Source organism: Pseudomonas rubra (genome assembly GCF_028656935.1).
Lineage (GTDB): Bacteria > Pseudomonadota > Gammaproteobacteria > Pseudomonadales > Pseudomonadaceae > Aquipseudomonas > Aquipseudomonas rubra.
Map to the genome: position 1 here is coordinate 108,071 of NZ_JAMDGZ010000001.1, position 19,667 is coordinate 127,737.

General features: G+C 61.7%; 20 protein-coding genes and 1 tRNA gene. 10 read left to right on the forward strand and 11 right to left on the reverse strand.

Features of this window, described 5'->3' with window-relative positions; translation table 11 throughout:
• Positions 1–202: 202 nt before the first annotated feature.
• The gene (gene clpS, locus M5G17_RS00485; RefSeq protein ID WP_009400967.1) at positions 203–565 is read left to right on the forward strand and encodes an ATP-dependent Clp protease adapter ClpS; all 363 of its coding nucleotides are present in this window, start codon (positions 203–205) and stop codon (positions 563–565) included.
• A gap of 30 nt (positions 566–595) precedes the next feature.
• Positions 596–2,866 carry an ATP-dependent Clp protease ATP-binding subunit ClpA gene (clpA, locus tag M5G17_RS00490; protein ID WP_273891081.1) on the forward strand — a complete coding sequence of 757 codons (2,271 nt, stop codon included), beginning with the start codon at positions 596–598 and terminating at the stop codon, positions 2,864–2,866.
• 140 nt (positions 2,867–3,006) lie between these two features.
• Here clpA and infA read toward each other — a convergent pair whose 3' ends face one another.
• The 3 genes from infA to aat form a co-directional block, all read right to left on the reverse strand.
• A complete protein-coding gene (gene infA / locus M5G17_RS00495; RefSeq protein WP_002553999.1) occupies positions 3,007–3,225 on the reverse strand; it encodes a translation initiation factor IF-1 in 219 nt (72 codons plus the stop codon).
• Between the two features lie 104 nt (positions 3,226–3,329).
• Complete coding sequence (locus M5G17_RS00500) at positions 3,330–4,037, reverse strand: arginyltransferase (protein ID WP_273891082.1); 708 nt, start codon at positions 4,035–4,037, stop codon at positions 3,330–3,332.
• A 57-nt stretch (positions 4,038–4,094) separates the two neighbouring features.
• Positions 4,095–4,775 carry a leucyl/phenylalanyl-tRNA--protein transferase gene (gene aat, locus M5G17_RS00505; protein WP_273891083.1) on the reverse strand — a complete coding sequence of 227 codons (681 nt, stop codon included), beginning with the start codon at positions 4,773–4,775 and terminating at the stop codon, positions 4,095–4,097.
• 369 nt (positions 4,776–5,144) lie between these two features.
• On the opposite strand from aat, the gene ftsK reads away from it, so the two are divergent.
• The 6 genes from ftsK to cysG all read left to right on the forward strand — a co-directional run bounded on the left by ftsK (position 5,145) and on the right by cysG (position 12,648).
• Positions 5,145–7,556 carry a DNA translocase FtsK gene (gene ftsK / locus M5G17_RS00510; protein ID WP_273891084.1) on the forward strand — a complete coding sequence of 804 codons (2,412 nt, stop codon included), beginning with the start codon at positions 5,145–5,147 and terminating at the stop codon, positions 7,554–7,556.
• A gap of 63 nt (positions 7,557–7,619) precedes the next feature.
• Positions 7,620–8,243 carry an outer membrane lipoprotein periplasmic chaperone LolA gene (gene lolA, locus M5G17_RS00515; RefSeq protein WP_273891085.1) on the forward strand — a complete coding sequence of 208 codons (624 nt, stop codon included), beginning with the start codon at positions 7,620–7,622 and terminating at the stop codon, positions 8,241–8,243.
• A gap of 18 nt (positions 8,244–8,261) precedes the next feature.
• The gene (locus tag M5G17_RS00520; protein ID WP_273891086.1) at positions 8,262–9,587 is read left to right on the forward strand and encodes a replication-associated recombination protein A; all 1,326 of its coding nucleotides are present in this window, start codon (positions 8,262–8,264) and stop codon (positions 9,585–9,587) included.
• The gene (gene crcB / locus M5G17_RS00525; protein WP_273891087.1) at positions 9,584–9,958 is read left to right on the forward strand and encodes a fluoride efflux transporter CrcB; all 375 of its coding nucleotides are present in this window, start codon (positions 9,584–9,586) and stop codon (positions 9,956–9,958) included. The genes M5G17_RS00520 and crcB overlap by 4 nt, the downstream gene beginning before the upstream one ends.
• A gap of 17 nt (positions 9,959–9,975) precedes the next feature.
• Entirely contained in the window at positions 9,976–11,256 is a 1,281-nt protein-coding gene (gene serS / locus M5G17_RS00530; RefSeq protein ID WP_273891088.1) for a serine--tRNA ligase, read from the forward strand.
• The gene (cysG, locus tag M5G17_RS00535) at positions 11,257–12,648 is read left to right on the forward strand and encodes a siroheme synthase CysG (protein WP_273891089.1); all 1,392 of its coding nucleotides are present in this window, start codon (positions 11,257–11,259) and stop codon (positions 12,646–12,648) included.
• A gap of 71 nt (positions 12,649–12,719) precedes the next feature.
• On the opposite strand, the gene M5G17_RS00540 is transcribed toward cysG, so the two are convergent.
• The 7 genes from M5G17_RS00540 to M5G17_RS00570 all read right to left on the reverse strand — a co-directional run bounded on the left by M5G17_RS00540 (position 12,720) and on the right by M5G17_RS00570 (position 17,832).
• Positions 12,720–13,688 carry a glutathione S-transferase family protein gene (locus tag M5G17_RS00540; RefSeq protein ID WP_273891090.1) on the reverse strand — a complete coding sequence of 323 codons (969 nt, stop codon included), beginning with the start codon at positions 13,686–13,688 and terminating at the stop codon, positions 12,720–12,722.
• 101 nt (positions 13,689–13,789) lie between these two features.
• The gene (locus tag M5G17_RS00545; protein ID WP_273891091.1) at positions 13,790–14,782 is read right to left on the reverse strand and encodes a glycosyl transferase family protein; all 993 of its coding nucleotides are present in this window, start codon (positions 14,780–14,782) and stop codon (positions 13,790–13,792) included.
• Positions 14,779–15,114: a TusE/DsrC/DsvC family sulfur relay protein gene (locus M5G17_RS00550; RefSeq protein WP_273891092.1), complete on the reverse strand. Its 336-nt coding sequence runs from the start codon at positions 15,112–15,114 to the stop codon at positions 14,779–14,781. The genes M5G17_RS00545 and M5G17_RS00550 overlap by 4 nt, the downstream gene beginning before the upstream one ends.
• Positions 15,111–15,410: a sulfurtransferase complex subunit TusB gene (gene tusB, locus M5G17_RS00555; protein WP_273891093.1), complete on the reverse strand. Its 300-nt coding sequence runs from the start codon at positions 15,408–15,410 to the stop codon at positions 15,111–15,113. Before tusB ends, M5G17_RS00550 begins: the two co-directional genes overlap by 4 nt.
• On the reverse strand, positions 15,410–15,769 hold the full coding sequence (tusC, locus tag M5G17_RS00560) for a sulfurtransferase complex subunit TusC (RefSeq protein WP_273891094.1): 360 nt from the start codon (positions 15,767–15,769) through the stop codon (positions 15,410–15,412). The genes tusB and tusC overlap by 1 nt, the downstream gene beginning before the upstream one ends.
• 1 nt (position 15,770) lies before the next feature.
• Positions 15,771–16,163: a sulfurtransferase complex subunit TusD gene (gene tusD, locus M5G17_RS00565; protein WP_273891095.1), complete on the reverse strand. Its 393-nt coding sequence runs from the start codon at positions 16,161–16,163 to the stop codon at positions 15,771–15,773.
• Positions 16,164–16,452: 289 nt separating this feature from the next.
• A complete protein-coding gene (locus tag M5G17_RS00570) occupies positions 16,453–17,832 on the reverse strand; it encodes a nucleobase:cation symporter-2 family protein (protein WP_273891096.1) in 1,380 nt (459 codons plus the stop codon).
• Between the two features lie 269 nt (positions 17,833–18,101).
• Between M5G17_RS00570 and M5G17_RS00575 the strand changes: the two genes are divergently transcribed.
• Complete coding sequence (locus M5G17_RS00575) at positions 18,102–18,608, forward strand: hypothetical protein (protein WP_273891097.1); 507 nt, start codon at positions 18,102–18,104, stop codon at positions 18,606–18,608.
• Positions 18,609–18,687: 79 nt separating this feature from the next.
• Here the strand turns inward: M5G17_RS00575 and M5G17_RS00580 are convergent, their stop codons facing one another.
• On the reverse strand, positions 18,688–19,359 hold the full coding sequence (locus M5G17_RS00580; RefSeq protein WP_273891098.1) for a Bax inhibitor-1/YccA family protein: 672 nt from the start codon (positions 19,357–19,359) through the stop codon (positions 18,688–18,690).
• Between the two features lie 121 nt (positions 19,360–19,480).
• Between M5G17_RS00580 and M5G17_RS00585 the strand changes: the two genes are divergently transcribed.
• A tRNA-Ser gene (locus M5G17_RS00585) sits at positions 19,481–19,568 on the forward strand.
• Positions 19,569–19,667: the final 99 nt, after the last annotated feature.

Genomic DNA, 19,667 nt, shown 5'->3' on the forward strand with positions numbered 1-19,667 from the left:
CCATCACTGGAGTATCATCCACTCCATCCGCATATGAACCTGCGAAAATTCTGGTTGACTGCGCGGATCTTTATCGACCACGGTGGGTTCTTATTGGTTGTAACACCGTTTTGCCGATAGTCAAGGTGAGGCGACGGCTGTCCCCGCGTCGTCTGTGCGGTCAACCTATAAACCAACCTGTCGAAATGATGAAATTCTTTCCATGCATGCACATAGCCAGATTCGACTAACATTCAATCAGGATCGCCCGCAATCGCATGAGGACGATGGTTCTGGCCTGGCGGTACAGGAGGCCAAACCGGCCCTGCAGGCACCACCGATGTACAAGGTGGTTTTGTTTAATGATGACTACACACCGATGGATTTCGTCGTCGAAGTGCTCGAGGTGTTTTTTAACCTGAATCGCGAGCTGGCGACCAAGGTCATGCTGGCCGTCCATACAGAAGGACGGGCAGTGTGCGGATTGTTTACCCGTGACATCGCCGAGACCAAGGCCATGCAGGTCAACCAATACGCAAGGGAAAGCCAGCATCCGCTACTCTGTGAAATCGAGAAGGACGGTTAATCGCCGGCCACTTGGGTATGAGGTGAAGCTATGTTAAACCGCGAGCTCGAAGTCACCCTCAATCTGGCCTTCAAGGAGGCACGCTCGAAGCGTCATGAGTTCATGACCGTCGAGCACCTGCTGCTGGCACTATTGGATAATGAGGCCGCCGCGACCGTTTTGCGTGCCTGCGGCGCGAACCTCGACAAACTCAAACACGACCTGCAGGAGTTTATCGACTCCACCACGCCGTTGATCCCCGTCCATGACGAGGACCGTGAAACCCAGCCAACCCTGGGCTTCCAGCGGGTGTTGCAGCGCGCAGTCTTTCATGTCCAGAGCTCGGGCAAGCGTGAAGTTACCGGCGCCAATGTGCTGGTAGCGATTTTCAGCGAACAGGAAAGCCAGGCCGTGTTCCTGCTTAAACAGCAGAGCGTGGCCCGCATCGACGTGGTCAATTACATCGCCCATGGTATCTCCAAGGTGCCTGGCCATGGTGAGCACTCCGAAGGCGAGCAGGATATGCAGGACGAGGAAGGCGGCGAAACCTCTTCCTCGGGCAACCCCCTGGATGCCTATGCCAGCAATCTTAACGAGCAGGCGCGGCAAGGGCGCATCGACCCACTGGTCGGTCGTGAGCTCGAAGTCGAGCGCGTGGCGCAGATTCTCGCCCGTCGACGCAAGAACAACCCGCTGCTGGTCGGTGAGGCCGGTGTCGGTAAAACCGCTATCGCCGAAGGCCTGGCCAAACGCATCGTCGACGGCCAGGTGCCGGATTTGCTGGCGCAAAGCGTGGTCTACTCGCTGGATCTGGGCGCCTTGCTGGCCGGTACCAAGTACCGCGGCGATTTCGAGAAGCGCTTCAAGGCGCTGCTTGGCGAGCTGCGCAAACGCCCGCAGGCGATCCTGTTCATCGACGAGATCCACACCATCATTGGTGCCGGTGCGGCCTCCGGCGGGGTCATGGATGCCTCCAATCTGCTCAAGCCGCTGCTGTCGTCGGGTGATATTCGTTGCATCGGCTCGACCACCTTCCAGGAGTTTCGTGGCATCTTCGAGAAAGACCGGGCCCTGGCGCGGCGTTTCCAGAAAGTCGATGTCAGCGAGCCGTCGGTGGAAGACACCGTGGGCATCCTGCGCGGGCTCAAGGGCCGTTTCGAGAGCCATCACAACATCGAGTACAGCGATGAGGCCCTGCGCGCTGCCGCTGAACTTGCCGCGCGCTACATCAACGACCGGCACATGCCCGACAAGGCCATCGATGTGATCGACGAGGCGGGCGCCTACCAGCGCCTGCAACCGGAGGCGATGCGCGTGAAGCGCATCGACGTGCCGCAAGTCGAGGACATCGTCGCCAAGATCGCGCGAATTCCGCCAAAACACGTCACCAGTTCCGACAAGGAGCTGCTGCGTAACCTGGAACGCGACCTCAAGCTCACGGTGTTCGGCCAGGATGCGGCGATCGATTCGCTGGCCACCGCCATCAAGCTGTCCCGTGCCGGCCTCAAGGCGCCGGACAAACCGGTGGGTTCGTTCCTGTTTGCCGGCCCTACTGGTGTCGGCAAGACCGAAGCGGCGCGGCAGTTGGCCAAGGCCCTGGGTGTTGAGCTGGTACGTTTCGACATGTCCGAGTACATGGAGCGGCATACCGTTTCGCGGCTGATCGGCGCGCCTCCGGGCTATGTCGGTTTCGACCAGGGCGGCTTGCTCACCGAGGCCATCACCAAACAGCCACACTGCGTGTTGCTGCTCGATGAAATCGAGAAGGCCCACCCGGAAGTCTTCAACCTGCTGTTGCAGGTGATGGACCACGGCACCCTGACCGATAACAACGGGCGCAAGGCGGACTTCCGTAACGTCATCGTCATCATGACTACCAATGCCGGTGCTGAAACTGCTGCGCGGGCCTCTATCGGCTTTACCCATCAGGATCACTCCTCCGACGCCATGGAAGTGATCAAGAAGAGCTTCACGCCGGAGTTCCGCAACCGCCTGGACACCATCATCCAGTTTGGCCGCCTCAGCCACGAGACGATCAAGAGCGTGGTGGACAAGTTCCTCATCGAACTGCAGGCGCAGCTGGAAGACAAGCGCGTGTTGCTTGAGGTGAGCGATGCGGCGCGCGGCTGGCTGGCGGCCGGTGGCTACGATGCGCAGATGGGCGCACGGCCGATGGCGCGGTTGATTCAGGACAAGATCAAGCGGCCTCTGGCCGAAGAGATCCTGTTCGGAGAGTTGGCCGAGCATGGCGGCGTGGTGCACATCGACATGCGCGATGGCGAACTGGTGTTCGACTTCGAGACCACGGCCGAGATGGCGTAAAGCAGGCCGGGGCTGCTATGCAGCCCATCGCTGGCAAGCCAGCTCCCACACAGTCCCCGTGGGAGCTGGCTTGCCAGCGATGCTTTTCAAGGACCAACAAAAACGCCCGGCAGTTAGCCGGGCGTTTTTGTTGGTGTCGCTTAGCGGGCGCGGTAGGTAATGCGCCCTTTGCTCAGGTCGTAAGGCGTCAGTTCGACGCGGACCTTGTCACCGGTCAGGATACGAATGTAGTTCTTGCGCATCTTTCCGGAGATGTGCGCGGTAACGACGTGCCCATTTTCCAACTCCACACGGAACATGGTGTTGGGCAGGGTGTCGACGACAGTGCCTTCCATTTCGAAGCTGTCTTCTTTCGACATGCAGTAAAGCCCTCGGTGTCCAGTTAATGGCCCGGTGCACAACTGCGCCAGGCAAAAAAAGTGGCGTGCATTGTGCCCGAAAAATGGACCTCAAGCCAATGATTTCAGTTCAACGTCACCCAGCGTTGGTTGATCAGCAGCTCGATGGGGCGGTACTGGGTCTTGTAGTTCATCTTTTTGCAGTTTTTGATCCAGTAGCCAAGGTAGACCGCGTCCAGCTCCAGGCGCAGGGCTTCGGTAATCTGCCAGAGGATTGCGAAGCGGCCGAGGCTGCGCCGTTCTTCGTCCGGCTCGTAGAAGGTGTAGACCGCCGACAGGCCGTTGGGCAGCAGGTCGGTGACCGCCACCGCGAGCAGGCGGCCGTCCAGGCGGAACTCGTAGAAGCGCGAAAAGGGCAGGTCGCGGACCAGGAACGTGGAAAACTGGTCACGGCTGGGCGGATACATATCACCGTCGGCATGGCGTTGCTCGATATAGCGCCGGTACAGCTCGAAGTACTCTTCTTTGAATGCCGGGCGGGCAGCACTGACCGTCAGGTCGGCGTTACGCTTAATAATGCGCTTTTGCTGGCGGTTGGGCAGAAAGCGCGCGGCCGGAATTCGCGCCGGCACGCAGGCATTGCAGTTCTGGCAGTGCGGGCGATACAGGTGGTCGCCACTGCGCCGGAAACCCATTTCCGACAGGTCTGCGTAGACATTGACATCCATCGGCTGGCTCGGATCGAGAAACAGCGTGGTGGCTTGCTCGTCAGGCAGGTAGCTGCAGGAATGGGGTTGAGTGGCATAAAACTTCAACCGCGCCAACTCTGTCATGATCAACCCCTCGGGAGGTGCTTTAGTTTTAAGTGTATGCCAGCTGGAAAAACTCGCCTAGCAAACCCAACTGGCGCTGTTGGGCTGATCGAGGTAGCGCTGCAGGTAGTCGGCAAAGGTGGCCCGGCTTATAGCTCGGGCGCCGAGGCTGTGCAGGTGGTCGGTCGGCATCTGGCAATCAATCAGGACAAAGCCCGCCTGTCGCAGGTGTTCGACCAGGGTTACGAAACCAACCTTGGAGGCATTGTCGGCACGGCTGAACATCGACTCGCCAAAGAACAACCGGCCCATGGCCAGGCCGTACAGACCGCCCACCAGCTCGCCGCCCTGGCGCACCTCGACCGAATGGGCAAAGCCCTGCTGGTGCAGGGTGAGGTAGGCCGCTTGCATGCTGTCGGTAATCCAGGTGCCATCGGCGTAGTCGCGGGGTGCGGCGCAGGCCTGGATGACGGCGGCGAAGTCCTGATCGAAACTGACCTGGTAGTGACCTTGGCGGATGAATTTGCGCAGCGAACGCGACACGTGCAATTCGTCGGGAAACATCACCGTGCGTGGGTCGGGCGACCACCAGAGAATCGGCTGACCGTCCTGGTACCAGGGGAAGCAGCCATGACGATAGGCCTGTACCAGGCGCTCGGCGCTCAGGTCGCCACCGGCGGCGAGCAGGCCGTTGGGATCGCGCAGGGCTTTGTCCAGCGGTGGGAAGGTCAGGGAGTCGCGGCTCAGCCAGGTCAGCATCGTGGTCCAATGGGAGAGGAGGGGAGGGCGCCCAGCATTGCTCGAAAGCTCACCGCTGGGCAAGTGGGAGCGGGCTTGCCCCGCGATGCGGTGTGCCTGGCAACCTGCAATCGCGGGGCAAGCCCGCTCCTACAGGCAACTTGCGGGGGCCTTTGTTGTCACACTTGTACAAAAACAGCGCATAAGCCTTTGTCACAAAAGAAAATGCGTGCTCAAATTGCTGTATAGGAAATTGGCCCCCGTTTACGCTGCCTTCTGGCGTACCGTCATAGCGGTAGGCGGGCAGTAATGTTAAAAGTAGTGGTTTGTTGACTGTTCAGTTGGGTCAATCACTGTTGGACGCGCAACGAGCGCAGGAATAGACGCGTTTTGAAGAAATCCACCGCAACACCCAGTCCCTTGCCCGTGCCGCTCTGGCGTCAGCAGCTGCACTATCGGCTCAAGGAAGGTGCACTGATCGCCGTGGGCGCGCTGTGCCTGTACCTGTGGATGGCCTTGCTGACCTATGATCAGGCCGACCCGGGGTTCAGCCACACCAGCAACGTCGAGCAAGTGCAGAACGCCGCTGGCCGTGCCGGTGCCTACTTCGCCGACATCCTGTTCATGGTCTTGGGCTACTTCGCCTATATCTTCCCGTTGCTGCTGGCGATCAAGACCTGGCAGATCTTCCGCGAACGCCATCAGCCGTGGCAGTGGAGCGGCTGGCTGTTCTCCTGGCGCCTGATTGGCCTGGTATTCCTGGTGCTGTCGGGCGCGGCGCTGGCGCATATCCATTTCCATTCCGCTGCCAGCCTGCCGGCATCGGCCGGTGGCGCACTGGGTGAAAGCCTCGGCGACCTGGCCAAGAACGCCCTGAACGTGCAGGGCAGCACCCTGATGTTCATCTCTCTGTTCCTGTTTGGTCTGACCGTGTTCACCGACCTGTCGTGGTTCAAGGTCATGGACATCACCGGCAAGATTACCCTCGACCTGTTCGAACTGTTCCAGGGCGCCGCCAACCGCTGGTGGGAGGCGCGCAACGAGCGCAAGCGCCTGGTGGCGCAGTTGCGTGAGGTCGATGACCAGGTTCACGACGTGGTCGCCCCGGTAGCGCCGGATCGTCGCGAACAGGCCAAGGCCAAGGAGCGCATCATCGAGCGCGACCAGGCCCTGAGCAAACATGTGGCCGAACGCGTCCAGCAGCCGGCGCCGGTGATCATGCCTGCCCCGGTCAAGGCGCCGGAACCGAGCAAGCGCGTGCAGAAGGAAAAACAGACGCCGCTGTTCGTTGACAGCGCCATCGAAGGCACCTTGCCGCCGATCTCGATCCTTGATCCTGCCGAGAAGAAGCAGGTCAACTATTCGCCAGAATCCCTGGCCGGTGTCGGTCACCTGCTGGAAATCAAGCTCAAGGAGTTCGGCGTCGAAGTCTCGGTGGACTCGATCCACCCGGGCCCGGTGATCACCCGTTATGAAATCCAGCCGGCCGCTGGCGTGAAAGTCAGCCGCATCTCCAACCTGGCCAAGGACCTCGCCCGCTCGCTGGCGGTGACCAGCGTGCGGGTGGTTGAAGTGATCCCCGGCAAGACCACCGTCGGTATCGAGATTCCCAACGAAGACCGGCAGATCGTGCGTTTCTCCGAGGTGCTGTCGTCGCCGCAATACGATGAAGCCAAGTCGCCGGTGACCATGGCCCTGGGTCATGACATTGGCGGCAAGCCGGTCATCACCGACCTTGCGAAGATGCCGCACCTGCTGGTGGCCGGTACCACCGGTTCCGGTAAGTCGGTGGGCGTCAACGCGATGATCCTGTCGATCCTGTTCAAGTCCGGCCCTGAAGACGCCAAGCTGATCATGATCGACCCGAAAATGCTCGAGCTGTCGATCTACGAAGGCATTCCGCACCTGCTCTGCCCGGTGGTCACCGACATGAAGGACGCCGCCAACGCCCTGCGCTGGAGCGTGGCCGAGATGGAGCGGCGCTATAAACTGATGGCGGCCATGGGCGTGCGTAACCTGGCCGGCTTCAACCGCAAGGTCAAGGACGCCGAGGAAGCCGGCGAGCCGATCTATGACCCGATGTTCAAGCGCGAAAGCATGGATGACGTGCCGCCGCTGCTGAAAACCCTGCCAACCATCGTGGTGGTGGTCGACGAATTCGCCGACATGATGATGATCGTCGGCAAGAAGGTCGAAGAGCTGATCGCCCGCATCGCGCAGAAGGCCCGTGCTGCCGGTATCCACCTGATTCTTGCGACCCAGCGGCCGTCGGTGGACGTGATCACCGGCCTGATCAAGGCCAACATCCCGACGCGGATGGCCTTCCAGGTCTCGAGCAAGATCGACTCGCGAACCATCATCGACCAGGGCGGCGCCGAACAGTTGCTTGGTCACGGTGACATGCTCTACATGCCGCCGGGTACCAGCCTGCCGATTCGCGTGCATGGTGCTTTTGTTTCCGACGAGGAAGTCCATCGCGTGGTCGAGGCCTGGAAGCTACGTGGTGCGCCGGACTACAACGACGACATCCTCAGTGGCGTCGAAGAGGCTGGCAGCGGCTTTGACGGCGGCAGTGGCGGCGGGGACGGCGACGATGCCGAAACCGACGCGCTGTACGACGAAGCCGTACAATTCGTGCTGGAAAGCCGTCGTGCCTCCATCTCCGCCGTGCAGCGCAAGCTGAAGATCGGCTACAACCGCGCCGCGCGGATGATCGAGGCGATGGAAATGGCCGGTGTGGTCACCGCCATGAACACCAACGGTTCACGCGAAGTGCTTGCTCCTGGGCCGTCCCGCGACTAATGACTCAACCTGCTGGCGGCCAGTGACGGCCGCCGGCCCCTTCATACTGCAACGAGGATTTCCATGCGCCTGATTCGCATGCTGTTGGTTTCCGCTATGGCCCTGTCCAGCGCTTCGGCAATTGCTGCCGATGCCGATGCGGCACGCCTGACCCAGTTGCTGGACAAGTCCAGGACCATCAGCGCCAATTTCTCCCAACTGACCCTTGATGGCACCGGCACCCAGCTGCAGGAAACCACCGGGCAGATGGCCGTGCAGCGCCCGGGCCTGTTCTACTGGCACACCGATGCGCCACAGGAGCAGGTGGTGGTGTCGGACGGCAAGAACGTCACCCTGTGGGACCCGGACCTGGAACAGGCTACGATCAAGAAACTTGACCAGCGCCTGACCGAAACCCCGGCACTGCTGCTGTCCGGTGATGTCTCGAAGATTAGCCAGAGCTTCGACATCACCTCCAAGGAGCAGGGCGAGGTCATGGATTTCGTGCTCAAGCCGAAAACCAAGGACACCCTGTTCGACTCGCTGCGCCTGTCGTTCCGTCGTGGCCTGGTCAATGACATGCAACTGATCGACAGCGTTGGCCAGCGCACCAACATCCTGTTCACCGGGGTCAAGGCCAATGAAAATATCCCGGCGAGCAAATTCAAGTTCGACATCCCCAAGGGTGCGGATGTCATCTCCGAGTAAGAGGTAGTAGCGCCGCCCATGGACCTGTTTCGTAGCGACCCCGTAGCCCAGCCCCTGGCCGCGCGCCTGCGCCCGGCCAACCTGGACGAGTACGTCGGCCAGGAGCACCTGCTGGCCCGCGGCAAACCGCTGCGCGAAGCACTGGAAGCGGGCGCCCTGCATTCGATGATCTTCTGGGGCCCGCCCGGGGTTGGCAAGACCACCCTGGCGCGGCTGCTGGCGCAATTCTGCGACGCCCACTTCGAGACCGTCTCGGCGGTGTTGGCCGGGGTCAAGGAAATCCGCCACGCGGTGGACATCGCCAAGCAGCAGGCCGGGCAGTACGGGCGGCGCACCATTCTCTTCGTCGATGAGGTGCACCGTTTCAACAAGTCCCAGCAGGACGCCTTCCTGCCGTATGTAGAAGACGGCACGCTGATCTTCATCGGCGCCACCACCGAGAACCCCTCGTTCGAGCTGAACAACGCGCTGTTGTCGCGGGCGCGGGTCTATGTGCTGAAAAGCCTCGATGAGGCTGCGCTGCGCAAGCTGGTCAACCGCGCCCTGAGCGAAGAGCGTGGTTTGGGCAAGCGCCAGCTGCGGGTTGGCGACGAAGCTTTCGGGATGCTCATGGCCGCCGCTGACGGTGATGGCCGGCGCATGCTCAACTTCCTTGAGAACGCTTCGGACCTTGCCGAAGACGGCGGTGAAATCGGCGTCGAGCTGCTGCAGAGCCTGCTCGGCGACAGTCGCCGGCGTTTCGACAAGGGCGGCGAAGCCTTCTACGACCAGATATCGGCGCTGCACAAGTCGGTACGTGGCTCCAATCCCGATGGCGCCTTGTACTGGTTCGCGCGGATGCTCGATGGCGGCTGCGACCCACTGTACATTGCCCGCCGTGTGGTGCGCATGGCCAGCGAAGACATCGGCAACGCCGACCCCCGCGCCCTGAGCCTGTGCCTGGCGGCCTGGGACGTGCAGGAGCGCCTGGGCAGCCCCGAAGGCGAGCTGGCGGTGGCCCAGGCCATTACCTATCTTGCCTGCGCGCCGAAGAGCAACGCGGTGTACATGGGCTTCAAGACCGCTCTGCGCGAGGCTGGCGAGCACGGTTCGCTGGAAGTGCCGCTGCACCTGCGCAACGCCCCGACCAAGTTGATGAAGCAACTGGGCTATGGCGACGAGTACCGTTACGCCCACGACGAGCCGGATGCCTATGCTGCGGGCGAAGACTACTTCCCCGATAACCTTGCGCCGCGCCACTATTATCAGCCGGTGCCGCGCGGCCTGGAGCTGAAGATCGGCGAGAAGCTCAAGCACCTGGCCGAACTCGACCGCAACAGCCCGCGGCAGCGCAGAAAACCATGATTGCCGTGATCGCCGCAGTCAGCGCCGGGGGCATCGCCGGCACCTTGCTGCGCTTTGCCACCGTCAATTGGGTCAATGCCCACTGGCCACGCCACTTCTATCTCGGTACGCTGGCGGTCAATCTGATTGGCTGCCTGCTGATCGGCTTGCTCTACGGGCTGTTTTTGCATCGCCCGCTGGTGCCGGTCGAGCTGCGCGCGGGCCTGATCGTCGGCTTTCTCGGCGGTCTGACAACCTTTTCATCCTTTTCACTGGATACCGTGCGTCTGCTCGAAAGCGGGCAGGCGCCGCTGGCCTTCGGGTATGCCGGAGCCAGCGTATTTGGCGGGCTGCTCGCAACCTGGGCTGGCCTGTCTTTGACCAAATTCTGAACCAACGAGAGAACGATATGCTCGATTCCAAACTGTTACGCGGCCAACTTCAGGAAGTGGCGGACCGCCTGGCCTCCCGTGGCTTCAGCCTGGATGTCGCGCGCATCGAGGCACTGGAAGAACGCCGCAAGGTGGTGCAGACCCGTACCGAACAACTGCAAGCCGAGCGTAACGCCCGTTCCAAATCCATCGGCCAGGCCAAGGCAAAGGGCGAAGACATCGCCCCGCTGATGGCCGACGTCGAGCGCATGGCGGGCGAGCTGGCCGCAGGCAAGGTCGAGCTGGACGGCATCCAGGCCGAGCTGGATGCGATCCTGCTGACCATCCCCAACCTGCCGGACGCTAGCGTTCCGGTCGGTGCCGATGAAGACCACAACGTTGAAGTGCGCCGCTGGGGCACCCTGCCGACCTTCGACTTCGAGATCAAGGACCATGTCGCCCTTGGCGAGCTGAGCGGCGGCCTGGACTTCGAAACCGCCGCCAAGCTGTCGGGTGCCCGTTTCGCCCTGCTGCGCGGCCCGATCGCACGCCTGCACCGCGCCCTGGCGCAGTTCATGATCAACCTGCACACCAGCGAGCACGGCTACGAAGAAGCCTACACCCCGTATCTGGTCCAGGCCCCGGCGCTGCAAGGCACCGGCCAGTTGCCCAAGTTCGAGGAAGACCTGTTCAAGATCAGCCGTGACGGCGAGGCCGACTTCTACCTGATCCCGACCGCCGAAGTGTCGCTGACCAACATCGTTGCCGGCGAAATCCTCGATGCCAAACAGCTGCCGATCAAGTTCGTCGCCCACACCCCGTGCTTCCGTAGTGAAGCCGGTGCCTCGGGCCGCGACACCCGCGGCATGATCCGCCAGCACCAGTTCGACAAGGTCGAGATGGTGCAGATCGTCGAGCCGGACAAATCGATGGAAGCCCTCGAAGGCCTGACCGCCAACGCCGAGCGCGTACTGCAAGCCCTGGAGCTGCCGTACCGGGTACTGGCGCTATGCACCGGCGACATGGGCTTCAGTGCGGTGAAAACCTATGACCTGGAAGTCTGGGTGCCGAGCCAGGACAAGTACCGCGAAATCTCCTCGTGCTCCAACTGTGGCGATTTCCAGGCCCGCCGCATGCAGGCGCGCTGGCGCAACCCGGAAACCGGCAAGCCGGAGCTGGTGCACACCCTCAACGGTTCCGGTCTTGCTGTGGGCCGTACCCTGGTGGCGGTGCTGGAGAATTACCAGCAGGCCGACGGTTCGATCCGCGTGCCGGACGTGCTCAAGCCGTACATGGGTGGCCTGGAGGTCATCGGTTAAATGGAATTCCTGCCGCTGTTCCACAAACTGCGCGGCAGCCGTGTGCTGATCGTCGGCGGAGGCGAGATTGCCCTGCGCAAATCGCGTCTGCTGGCCGATGCCGGAGCTGTACTGCGGGTAGTGGCGCCTGAGATCGACGCGCAACTGGCCGAGCTTACCCGGCACAGCGGTGGTGAACTCCTCGACCGTGGTTACCAGCCTGGCGACCTCGACGGTTGCCAGCTGATCATTGCCGCCACCGACGACCAGGCGCTCAACGCCCAGGTCTCGGCAGATGCCCAACATCGCTGCGTACCGGTCAATGTGGTCGATGCACCGGCGCTGTGCTCGGTGATCTTCCCGGCTATTGTCGACCGCTCGCCGCTGGTGGTTGCGGTGTCCAGCGGCGGCGATGCGCCGGTGCTGGCGCGGCTGATCCGGGCCAAGCTTGAAACCTGGATCCCTGCCGCCTATGGCGAGCTGGCCGGGCTGGGTGCGCGTTTTCGGCACAAGGTCAAGGCGCTGTACCCGGACGTCAATCAGCGTCGCGGCTTCTGGGAAGATGTCTTCCAGGGCCCGATCGCCGAGCGGCAACTGGCCGGGCAGGGCGCCGAAGCCGAGCGTCTGCTGCAAGCCAAGATCGACGGTGCCAGCGACCAGGCGCCGGGTGAGGTGTATCTGGTCGGCGCAGGCCCCGGTGACCCGGACCTGCTGACCTTCCGCGCCTTGCGCCTGATGCAGCAGGCCGACGTGGTGCTCTACGATCGCCTGGTCGCCCCGGCGATCATCGAGTTGTGCCGGCGTGATGCCGAGCGCATCTACGTCGGCAAGCGCCGCGCCGACCACGCCGTACCGCAAGCGCAGATCAACCAGCAACTGGTCGATCTGGCGCGTCAGGGCAAGCGTGTGTTGCGTCTCAAAGGTGGCGATCCGTTCATCTTTGGCCGTGGTGGCGAAGAAATCGAAGAGCTGGCAGCCCAGGGCATTCCGTTCCAGGTGGTGCCGGGGATCACCGCGGCCAGTGGTTGCTCGGCCTATGCCGGCATTCCGCTGACTCACCGTGACTACGCCCAGTCGGTACGTTTCGTCACCGGCCACCTCAAGGACGGTACTAGCGACCTGCCTTGGCATGACCTGGTGGCGCCAGCACAGACCCTGGTGTTCTACATGGGCCTGGTAGGCTTGCCGACCATCTGTGCCGAGCTGATTCGCCACGGGCGGGCAGCGGATACCCCGGCGGCGCTGGTTCAGCAGGGCACCACGCCGAATCAGCGGGTGTTTACCGGCACCTTGGCCGACTTGCCGAAACTTGTGGCCGAGCATGAAGTGCATGCGCCGACCCTGGTGATCGTTGGTGAAGTGGTGCAGCTTCGCGAGAAGCTGGCCTGGTTCGAAGGCGCCCAGCAGTCGTAACCGCATCGCGGGGCAAGCCCGCTCCTACACAATCTCTGTAGGAGCGGGCTTGCCCCGCGATGAATCCACCTCTATTCCCCGGCCTTATGCCAAATCCCCCGCCCCAACAACCGCTCCCGATCGTGCCCCAGCGCAAAATCCTGCCACGGTCCCCTGGGCACGATCCCGTTCGGGTTGATGGTCTTGTGGCTCATGTAGTAATGCTTCTGGATATGCTCGAAGTTCACCGTCTCGGCGATCCCCGGCCACTGGTATAGCTCCCGTAGCCAGTTGGACAGGTGCGGATAATCGGCAATACGCCGCAGGTTGCACTTGAAGTGCCCGTGGTACACCGCATCGAAGCGAATCAGCGTGGTGAACAGGCGCCAGTCGGATTCGGTCAGGTATTCCCCGGCAAGATACCGCTGGGTACCAAGCAAGCGCTCCAGATGATCCAGTTCGGCAAACACCTCATCAAACGCCTGCTCATAAGCCGCCTGCGAGGTGGCAAAGCCTGCCCGGTATACACCATTGTTGATTGCCGGATAGATCCGCTCGTTAAGCGTCTCGATCTGCTTGCGCAAGGGTTCTGGATACAGGTCCAGGCGATTGCCGGTCAGGCCGTCAAACGCGGAGTTGAAGATACGGATGATCTCTGCCGACTCGTTGTTGATGATGCGCTGCTCTTTTTTATCCCACAGCACTGGCACCGTGACCCGGCCGCTGTAGTGCGGATCGTCGCGGGTGTAGCGCTGGTGCAGGAAGTCCAAGTGGTCGAGCTTGTCGCCGCTTGAGCCGTTGCTTGGGTCGAAGGTCCAGCCGTGCTCGCCCATCAGCCAGCTGACCACCGATACGTCGATGAGCTGCTCCAGGCCCTTAAGCTTGCGCAAGATCAGGGTGCGGTGGGCCCAGGGGCAGGCCAGCGAGACATACAGGTGGTAGCGTCCGGGTTCGGCTGCGGGCAGGGCGTTGCGCCGTTGTGCGCTTTCGCGCTGGAAGGCGCCGTCTTTGCTGCTTGCATACCACTGGTCATGCCAGCGTCCGTCGATCAACAGGCCCATGCTGCGCTCCTTGGCGATTCATTCTGATATAGAACCCAGTGTACGGAGCTGGGTTCGAACGAATAGCGCAAAGTCCGGGCCTGTTTGATCGGCTTGTTCGATCAGTTGCGTTGGTCCCAGTAGCGCTGGGCCAGGGCGAAGGCATCTTCACGGGCGTGCCCCAGGCCGCGCAAGGCCAGGGCCATGGTCGCCACCACGGCCAGTTCGCCATAGCTGTTGTGTTCATCACCGCACCATACGGCCAGCAATTGCTCGGGTTCAAGGCTCGCCGGTTTGACGTGACGCTGGGCGGCCAGGGCAGGCCATTCTTCATCCCAATCGATGCCGCCAGCGGTGCCATACAGGTGGCTGCTGGTGTCCGGGTTGATCTCTATCTCGCCGCCATCGCCCTTGACCACGATCGCGGTATCGCCGAGCAGGCGGCTGGCCTCGCGGTGCACGGCCTGGTAGCCGGGGTGGAAGATGCTCTGCAGGCCGCAGCGGGCATTGAGCGGGTTGAGCACCCGGGCCAGGGAATGAATCGGTGAGCGCAAGCCCAGGGTGTTGCGCAGGTCGATCATGCGTTGCAGGCGCGGTGCCCAGTCCTGCAGCGGGGCAAAGGCCAGCTTGTGGCTGTCCAGGGCCTCTGCGACAGCGTTCCAGTCCCGGCACAGAGGAATGTTCAGCACCTCCAGCACCTGCTCGCTGTACAGGCGCCCGGCCGTGTGCGCGCCGCCGCCGTGCAGCAGGATACGCACGCCATTGGCTGCCAGGCACTTGGCGGCCAGCAGGTACCAGGGCAGGTGGCGTTTCTTGCCGGCGTAGCTCGGCCAGTCCAGGTCTACCGCGATCGGCGGCGCTTGCAGGCGCTGGCGCAGGGCTTCGGTGAAGCCGGCCAGTTCTTCAGGGCTTTCTTCCTTGTGTCGCAACAGCATCAGGAAGGCGCCCAGTTGGGTCTCTTCGACCTTGCCATCGAGCAGCATGCCCATGGCCTCACGGGCTTCCTCGCGGCTCAGGCCACGGGCACCGCGCTTGCCTTTACCAAGGATGCGCACGAACTGGGCAAACGGGTGTTCGGCGGGGGTTTCGGTGATCAGCGGGCGGTGGTCGGTCATATGCAGTTGGTCGGCTTTGGCAGGCCCGCAAGTTTCGCGGCGAGTTTGGCAGGGGTGCCCTTGAACAGGCGGTTCAGGTGCAAGCTGTTGCCTTTGTCCGCGCCCAGTTTTAGCGCGGTGTACTTGATCAGTGGGCGGGTGGCCGGCGACAGCTCGAACTCCTGGTAAAAGGCGCGCAACAACGTCAGCACTTCCCAGTGTTCGGCCGTCAGCTCGAGGTTTTCATGGGCGGCGAGGGCGCTGGCGACCTCTTCGGACCAATCAGCGAGCTCAACCAGGTAGCCGTCTTTATCCAGGGCGATGCTGCGCTCGCCGACAGTCAGGGTGCTCATAGCCAGCTGTTGACCTTGTCGTAATGCAACGACAGTTCGACGAACGCCGGGTAATCGATGGCCTGACCCAGGTCGCTTATGGCAATGGCGCGGGCTTGCAGGTCTTCGTCCAGGGCGAACAGGCGCCCGTCCAGCTGGCTGGCCTGCAGGCTGCGCAGCGGTTCGCTGCCGGGCTGCAGGGCATACACCGCATCACCACACAGCAGCAGGCCGTCCGCCTGGCCCAGCAGGCGCAGGCAACTGCTCAGGCGGTTGTCGCCGAACGGCGAGTGGGAAATCACGTGCAGGGTGCTCATCAGAGGGTTACCACCTGGTCGAAACGGTCGATCAACGCCGACAGCGCGGCGTCATCCAGCACCTGAACCGGCAGGCTCAGCGTGTCGGCGGCAAGCCCGCGCTCGCGCAGGCTGCTGCTGGCGGCGAACAGCTCCTCGACACCAAACATCGGCAGTGCCTGCAAGTTGGCCGCAAGGTTCTTCTGCTGCACCTGTGCCGGTTGTTGGCCCGGAGCGAGTTGAAACACGCCGTCATCGAGAAACAGCATGGCCAACGGCAAATCGAAAGCACCGCCGGCCAGGGCGATATCCAGCGCCTCGCGGGCGGACGGCCCGGCCCAGGGTGCCTGGCGGCTGATAATCAGCAAAGACTTGGCCATCTCAATCGCCTCCAAAGCACATCAGCCGGTCGGCAACTTGCGCCGCTTCATGCAACTGGCCAAGCCCGGACAGCTCCCAGGGCGCCGGCAGATTGACCGCCGGGCGCTGATAGCGCTGGGCTTCCTCGGCATTGAGCACACCGCGACGCAGGGCGGCGGCGATGCACACCACCGCATCGAGCTGCTCGGCGCTGACGAACGCGCGCCACTCGGCGGGCAGGTCCAGCTCATCCTGGGGCGCCACGACATTGCCCGAGGCGCTGTGCACACCGTCCTGATAGAAAAACAGCCGGACAATCTCATGCCCGCCGGCCAGCGCCGCCTGGGCAAAGCGCAAGGCGCGGCGCGAGGAGGGCGCATGGGCCGGAGAGAAAACCGCAATGGCGAACTTCATGGAAGGCTCTTTCAGCAAATCTGCGGGCATGATAAAGCAAAAAGCCCGCTCCTTGTGGGGCGGGCGATTACGTGTGGGCCGTCAAGTGCACGCCGAAAGATTTGCTCTCTCGACACGCGCTCTCGCCTTGCACCAAGGCTGACAACGCCGCTCTCACAGGCCATGGCACGTTGCAACAAATGTGGGAGCCGGCCTTGCCGGCGATGCGCCGCGCGGGCGGCGCTCGATCTCAAGAGCGCAATAAGCCTTGCGGCATACACCTGGCGCTGCGATTAGGGCCGCCTCAACCTCAATCCGTTTCTTTAGGCTCCGGCAAGAACCAGTTCAGCACCAGGGCACAAATCCCCCCGGTCGCCACCCCCGACTCCAGCACATTACGCAGCGCCGACGGCATATGCGCGAGGAACTCCGGCACCTGCGCCACTCCCAGGCCCAGGGCCAGCGATACTGCAATGATCAGCAGTGCACGGCGGTCCAGGCTGATGCTGGCGAGGATATTGATCCCCGAAGCCGCCACCGCACCGAACATCACCATCGCCGCGCCACCGAGCACCGGCTCCGGCACCGCCTGGATCACCCCGGCCACGCTCGGGAACAGGCCAAGGATCACCAGCATCGCGGCAATCCACACACCGATATGGCGGCTGGCAATCCCGGTCAGCTGAATCACGCCATTGTTCTGGGCGAAAATCGAGCTGGGGAAGGTATTGAACACCCCGGCCAGCAGCGAGTTGGCACCGTTCACCAGCACGCCGCCCTTGATCCGCTGCATCCACAGCGGGCCCTCCACCGGCTGGCGTGAGACTTTACTGGTGGCGGTGACATCACCAATGGCTTCCAGCGAAGTCACCAGGTAGATCACCAGCATCGGAATAAACAGCGCCCAGGAAAAACCCAGGCCGAAATGCAGCGGTACCGGCACCTGGAACAACGCCGCTTCATGCATGCCAGTGAAGTTCAGGCGGCCCAGGTAGCCAGCCAGGGCATAACCCACGGCCAGGGCGATGACGATGGCGCAACTGCGCATCCACACCACCGGAATACGGTTGAGGATTACGATGATCGCCAACACCACGCCCGACAGCAGCAGGTTCTCGCCATTGGCGAAGGTGCCGTTGCCCATCGCCGCAAAGCCGCCGCCCATGCTGATCAGGCCGACTTTGATCAGGGTCAGGCCGATCATCAGCACGACGATACCGGTCACCAGCGGAGTGATCAGGCGTTTGACGAACGGCAGGATGCGCGAAATGCCCATCTCCACGAACGAACCGGCAATCACCACCCCGAAAATCGCCGCCATCACGCCCTCAACGGGCGTGCCTTGCTTGACCATCAGCGCGCCACCGGCGATCAACGGCCCGACAAAGTTGAAGCTGGTGCCCTGGACAATCAACAGCCCGGCGCCAAAAGGCCCGAAGCGGCGGCACTGGACGAAGGTAGCGATCCCGGAGATCACCAGCGACATCGACACGATCAGGTTGGTATCACGGGCCGACACCCCCAGCGCCTGGCAAATCAGCAGGCCAGGGGTGACGATCGGCACAATGATCGCAAGCAGATGCTGCAATGCCGCCAACATGGCAATCAACGGCCGCGGGCGGTCTTCAAGGCCAAGGACCAGTTCATTGGCCTGCGCGGGTGCGCCAGGTCCTTGCTCGATTGAACTCATGGGAGTGCTGCCCCGGAAGAAAAAAGGAGCGCATTCTACGGGCCCGCACGGGTTTGGGGTAGTGCAACAGGGCGATCAGGTGCGCAGATCTTGTTCATCAACGCTTGCTTGTGCGCACGATGAGTTGAATTGCTCGACTCGGCTGGAAAATTCGTACCTGCAGGACCTTCAGTTTCCGCATGCGAGGAGCGCTTTGCCGATAGTGGCGTTGAGTCACGCAGGGTAGGGTTTACCTCGTCATTTTTACTGATATCGAGGTTGGCAGAGTAATGAAGATCGTGTCCCACGCCTCAAGTGGCATTGTTCCGGCGGGAGCGAGTGCGCAGCGCGAATCGATTGCCGAAGAAATTGCAGTGGTTAATCGCTTGAAGGACCCAAGTGCTCAGATAGCAGGGTACGAAAAAATCCTTTCAGGGAGTCCGGAGGGGATGCTATCTGGGGACGAGATTGCGGATGTGCATTGGAACAAAGCTCTTGCGCATACGGAGGAAAGTGAAAAGGCCTTCAACGATGCCAGGCAACCTGTCACCGCCCACAGGCATCTGGAAATGGCAATCGAGCACATGGAGTCTGCGAAGGCACTCTATGGATCTGCGGATAATCGTGAAGCGGCTGAGCAACAAATCGATCAGATCAGTGGGAGCAAGGAGAAAGTGATTAGCTTTTTGGAGGGGCTGGTTGCAATACCGGTTGTACAAGAGAGGATTGAGCAGTTGATAGGGGTGGAGCCGCAACCTCTTGAGGTGTACCAATCTGGCCGTCATCCTCATCGCTAGTACAGTGCATAAAGCAAAACGCCCGATGCAAGCACAAGCATCGGGCGTTTTTCAGCAGGAGCAGGAATGATGATTCCGATCAGTCATCGCGGCTCATCAGGCCGAACAGCTGCAGCAGGCTGACGAACAGGTTGTAGATCGATACATACAGGCTGATGGTCGCCATGATGTAGTTGCGCTCACCACCGTGAATGATCGCACTGGTCTGGAACAGGATGCACACCGACGAGAACAGCACGAAACCGGCGCTGATCGCCAGCTGCAGGCCGCTGATCTGGAAGAAGAAGCTGGCAACCACAGCACCCAGCAGCACGAAGAAACCAGCAGTGATAAAACCACTGAGGAAGCTCATGTCCTTGCGCGAGATCAGCACATAGGCCGACAGGCCACCGAACACCAGGGCGGTCATGGCGAATGCCGAACTGACCACTTCAGCGCCACCGGCCATGCCCAGGTAACGGTTGAGGATCGGGCCGAGCAAGAAGCCCATGAAGCCGGTGAGGGCGAAGGTGGACACCAGGCCCCAGACCGAGTCACGCAGCTTGTTGGTGAGGAAGAACAGGCCGTAGAAGCCGATCAGCACCACGAAAATGTTCGGGTAGCCAACGCGCATCTGCTGCGCCACGTAGGCCATGATGCCGCTGAAAGCGAGGGTGATAGCCAGCAACCCGTATGTGTTACGCAGGACGCGGCTGACCTCCTGCTGCTCGACCTGCTGGCCGTGATTGACGGCGTAATCCTGTTCGCGCATGGCGACACTCCTGTGGGTTTGTAACGTTCAGATGCAAAGATCATAACAGAGCCGCGCAAAGCAGCCACATAGAGAGTTTGACAGCTTGTTTCATTTCGGTATTATGGCGCCCGCAATACGAGGAAGCGTGGCCGAGTGGTTTAAGGCAACGGTCTTGAAAACCGTCGATGGGCAACTATCCTAGAGTTCGAATCTCTACGCTTCCGCCATATTCAAAGCCCTGATTATTCAGGGCTTTTTGCGTTTTTGGAGGGCGGAAAACTTGACGCTGAAAAGGCCAAGTGTTCCGCAACTTTTCGATGGTGTTC

Coding starts and splice junctions, on each gene's coding strand:
- tusB (WP_273891093.1), bottom strand. CDS start 15,410: ATGAGCACCCTGCACGTGATTTCCCACTCGCCGTTCGGCGACAACCGC.
- lolA (WP_273891085.1), top strand. CDS start 7,620: ATGCGCCTGATTCGCATGCTGTTGGTTTCCGCTATGGCCCTGTCCAGC.
- M5G17_RS00570 (WP_273891096.1), bottom strand. CDS start 17,832: ATGAGTTCAATCGAGCAAGGACCTGGCGCACCCGCGCAGGCCAATGAA.
- tusD (WP_273891095.1), bottom strand. CDS start 16,163: ATGAAGTTCGCCATTGCGGTTTTCTCTCCGGCCCATGCGCCCTCCTCG.
- tusC (WP_273891094.1), bottom strand. CDS start 15,769: ATGGCCAAGTCTTTGCTGATTATCAGCCGCCAGGCACCCTGGGCCGGG.
- M5G17_RS00500 (WP_273891082.1), bottom strand. CDS start 4,037: ATGACAGAGTTGGCGCGGTTGAAGTTTTATGCCACTCAACCCCATTCC.
- M5G17_RS00575 (WP_273891097.1), top strand. CDS start 18,102: ATGAAGATCGTGTCCCACGCCTCAAGTGGCATTGTTCCGGCGGGAGCG.
- M5G17_RS00580 (WP_273891098.1), bottom strand. CDS start 19,359: ATGCGCGAACAGGATTACGCCGTCAATCACGGCCAGCAGGTCGAGCAG.
- serS (WP_273891088.1), top strand. CDS start 9,976: ATGCTCGATTCCAAACTGTTACGCGGCCAACTTCAGGAAGTGGCGGAC.
- clpS (WP_009400967.1), top strand. CDS start 203: ATGCATGCACATAGCCAGATTCGACTAACATTCAATCAGGATCGCCCG.
- aat (WP_273891083.1), bottom strand. CDS start 4,775: ATGCTGACCTGGCTGAGCCGCGACTCCCTGACCTTCCCACCGCTGGAC.
- crcB (WP_273891087.1), top strand. CDS start 9,584: ATGATTGCCGTGATCGCCGCAGTCAGCGCCGGGGGCATCGCCGGCACC.
- clpA (WP_273891081.1), top strand. CDS start 596: ATGTTAAACCGCGAGCTCGAAGTCACCCTCAATCTGGCCTTCAAGGAG.
- M5G17_RS00550 (WP_273891092.1), bottom strand. CDS start 15,114: ATGAGCACCCTGACTGTCGGCGAGCGCAGCATCGCCCTGGATAAAGAC.
- M5G17_RS00540 (WP_273891090.1), bottom strand. CDS start 13,688: ATGGGCCTGTTGATCGACGGACGCTGGCATGACCAGTGGTATGCAAGC.
- infA (WP_002553999.1), bottom strand. CDS start 3,225: ATGTCGAAAGAAGACAGCTTCGAAATGGAAGGCACTGTCGTCGACACC.
- M5G17_RS00545 (WP_273891091.1), bottom strand. CDS start 14,782: ATGACCGACCACCGCCCGCTGATCACCGAAACCCCCGCCGAACACCCG.
- cysG (WP_273891089.1), top strand. CDS start 11,257: ATGGAATTCCTGCCGCTGTTCCACAAACTGCGCGGCAGCCGTGTGCTG.
- M5G17_RS00520 (WP_273891086.1), top strand. CDS start 8,262: ATGGACCTGTTTCGTAGCGACCCCGTAGCCCAGCCCCTGGCCGCGCGC.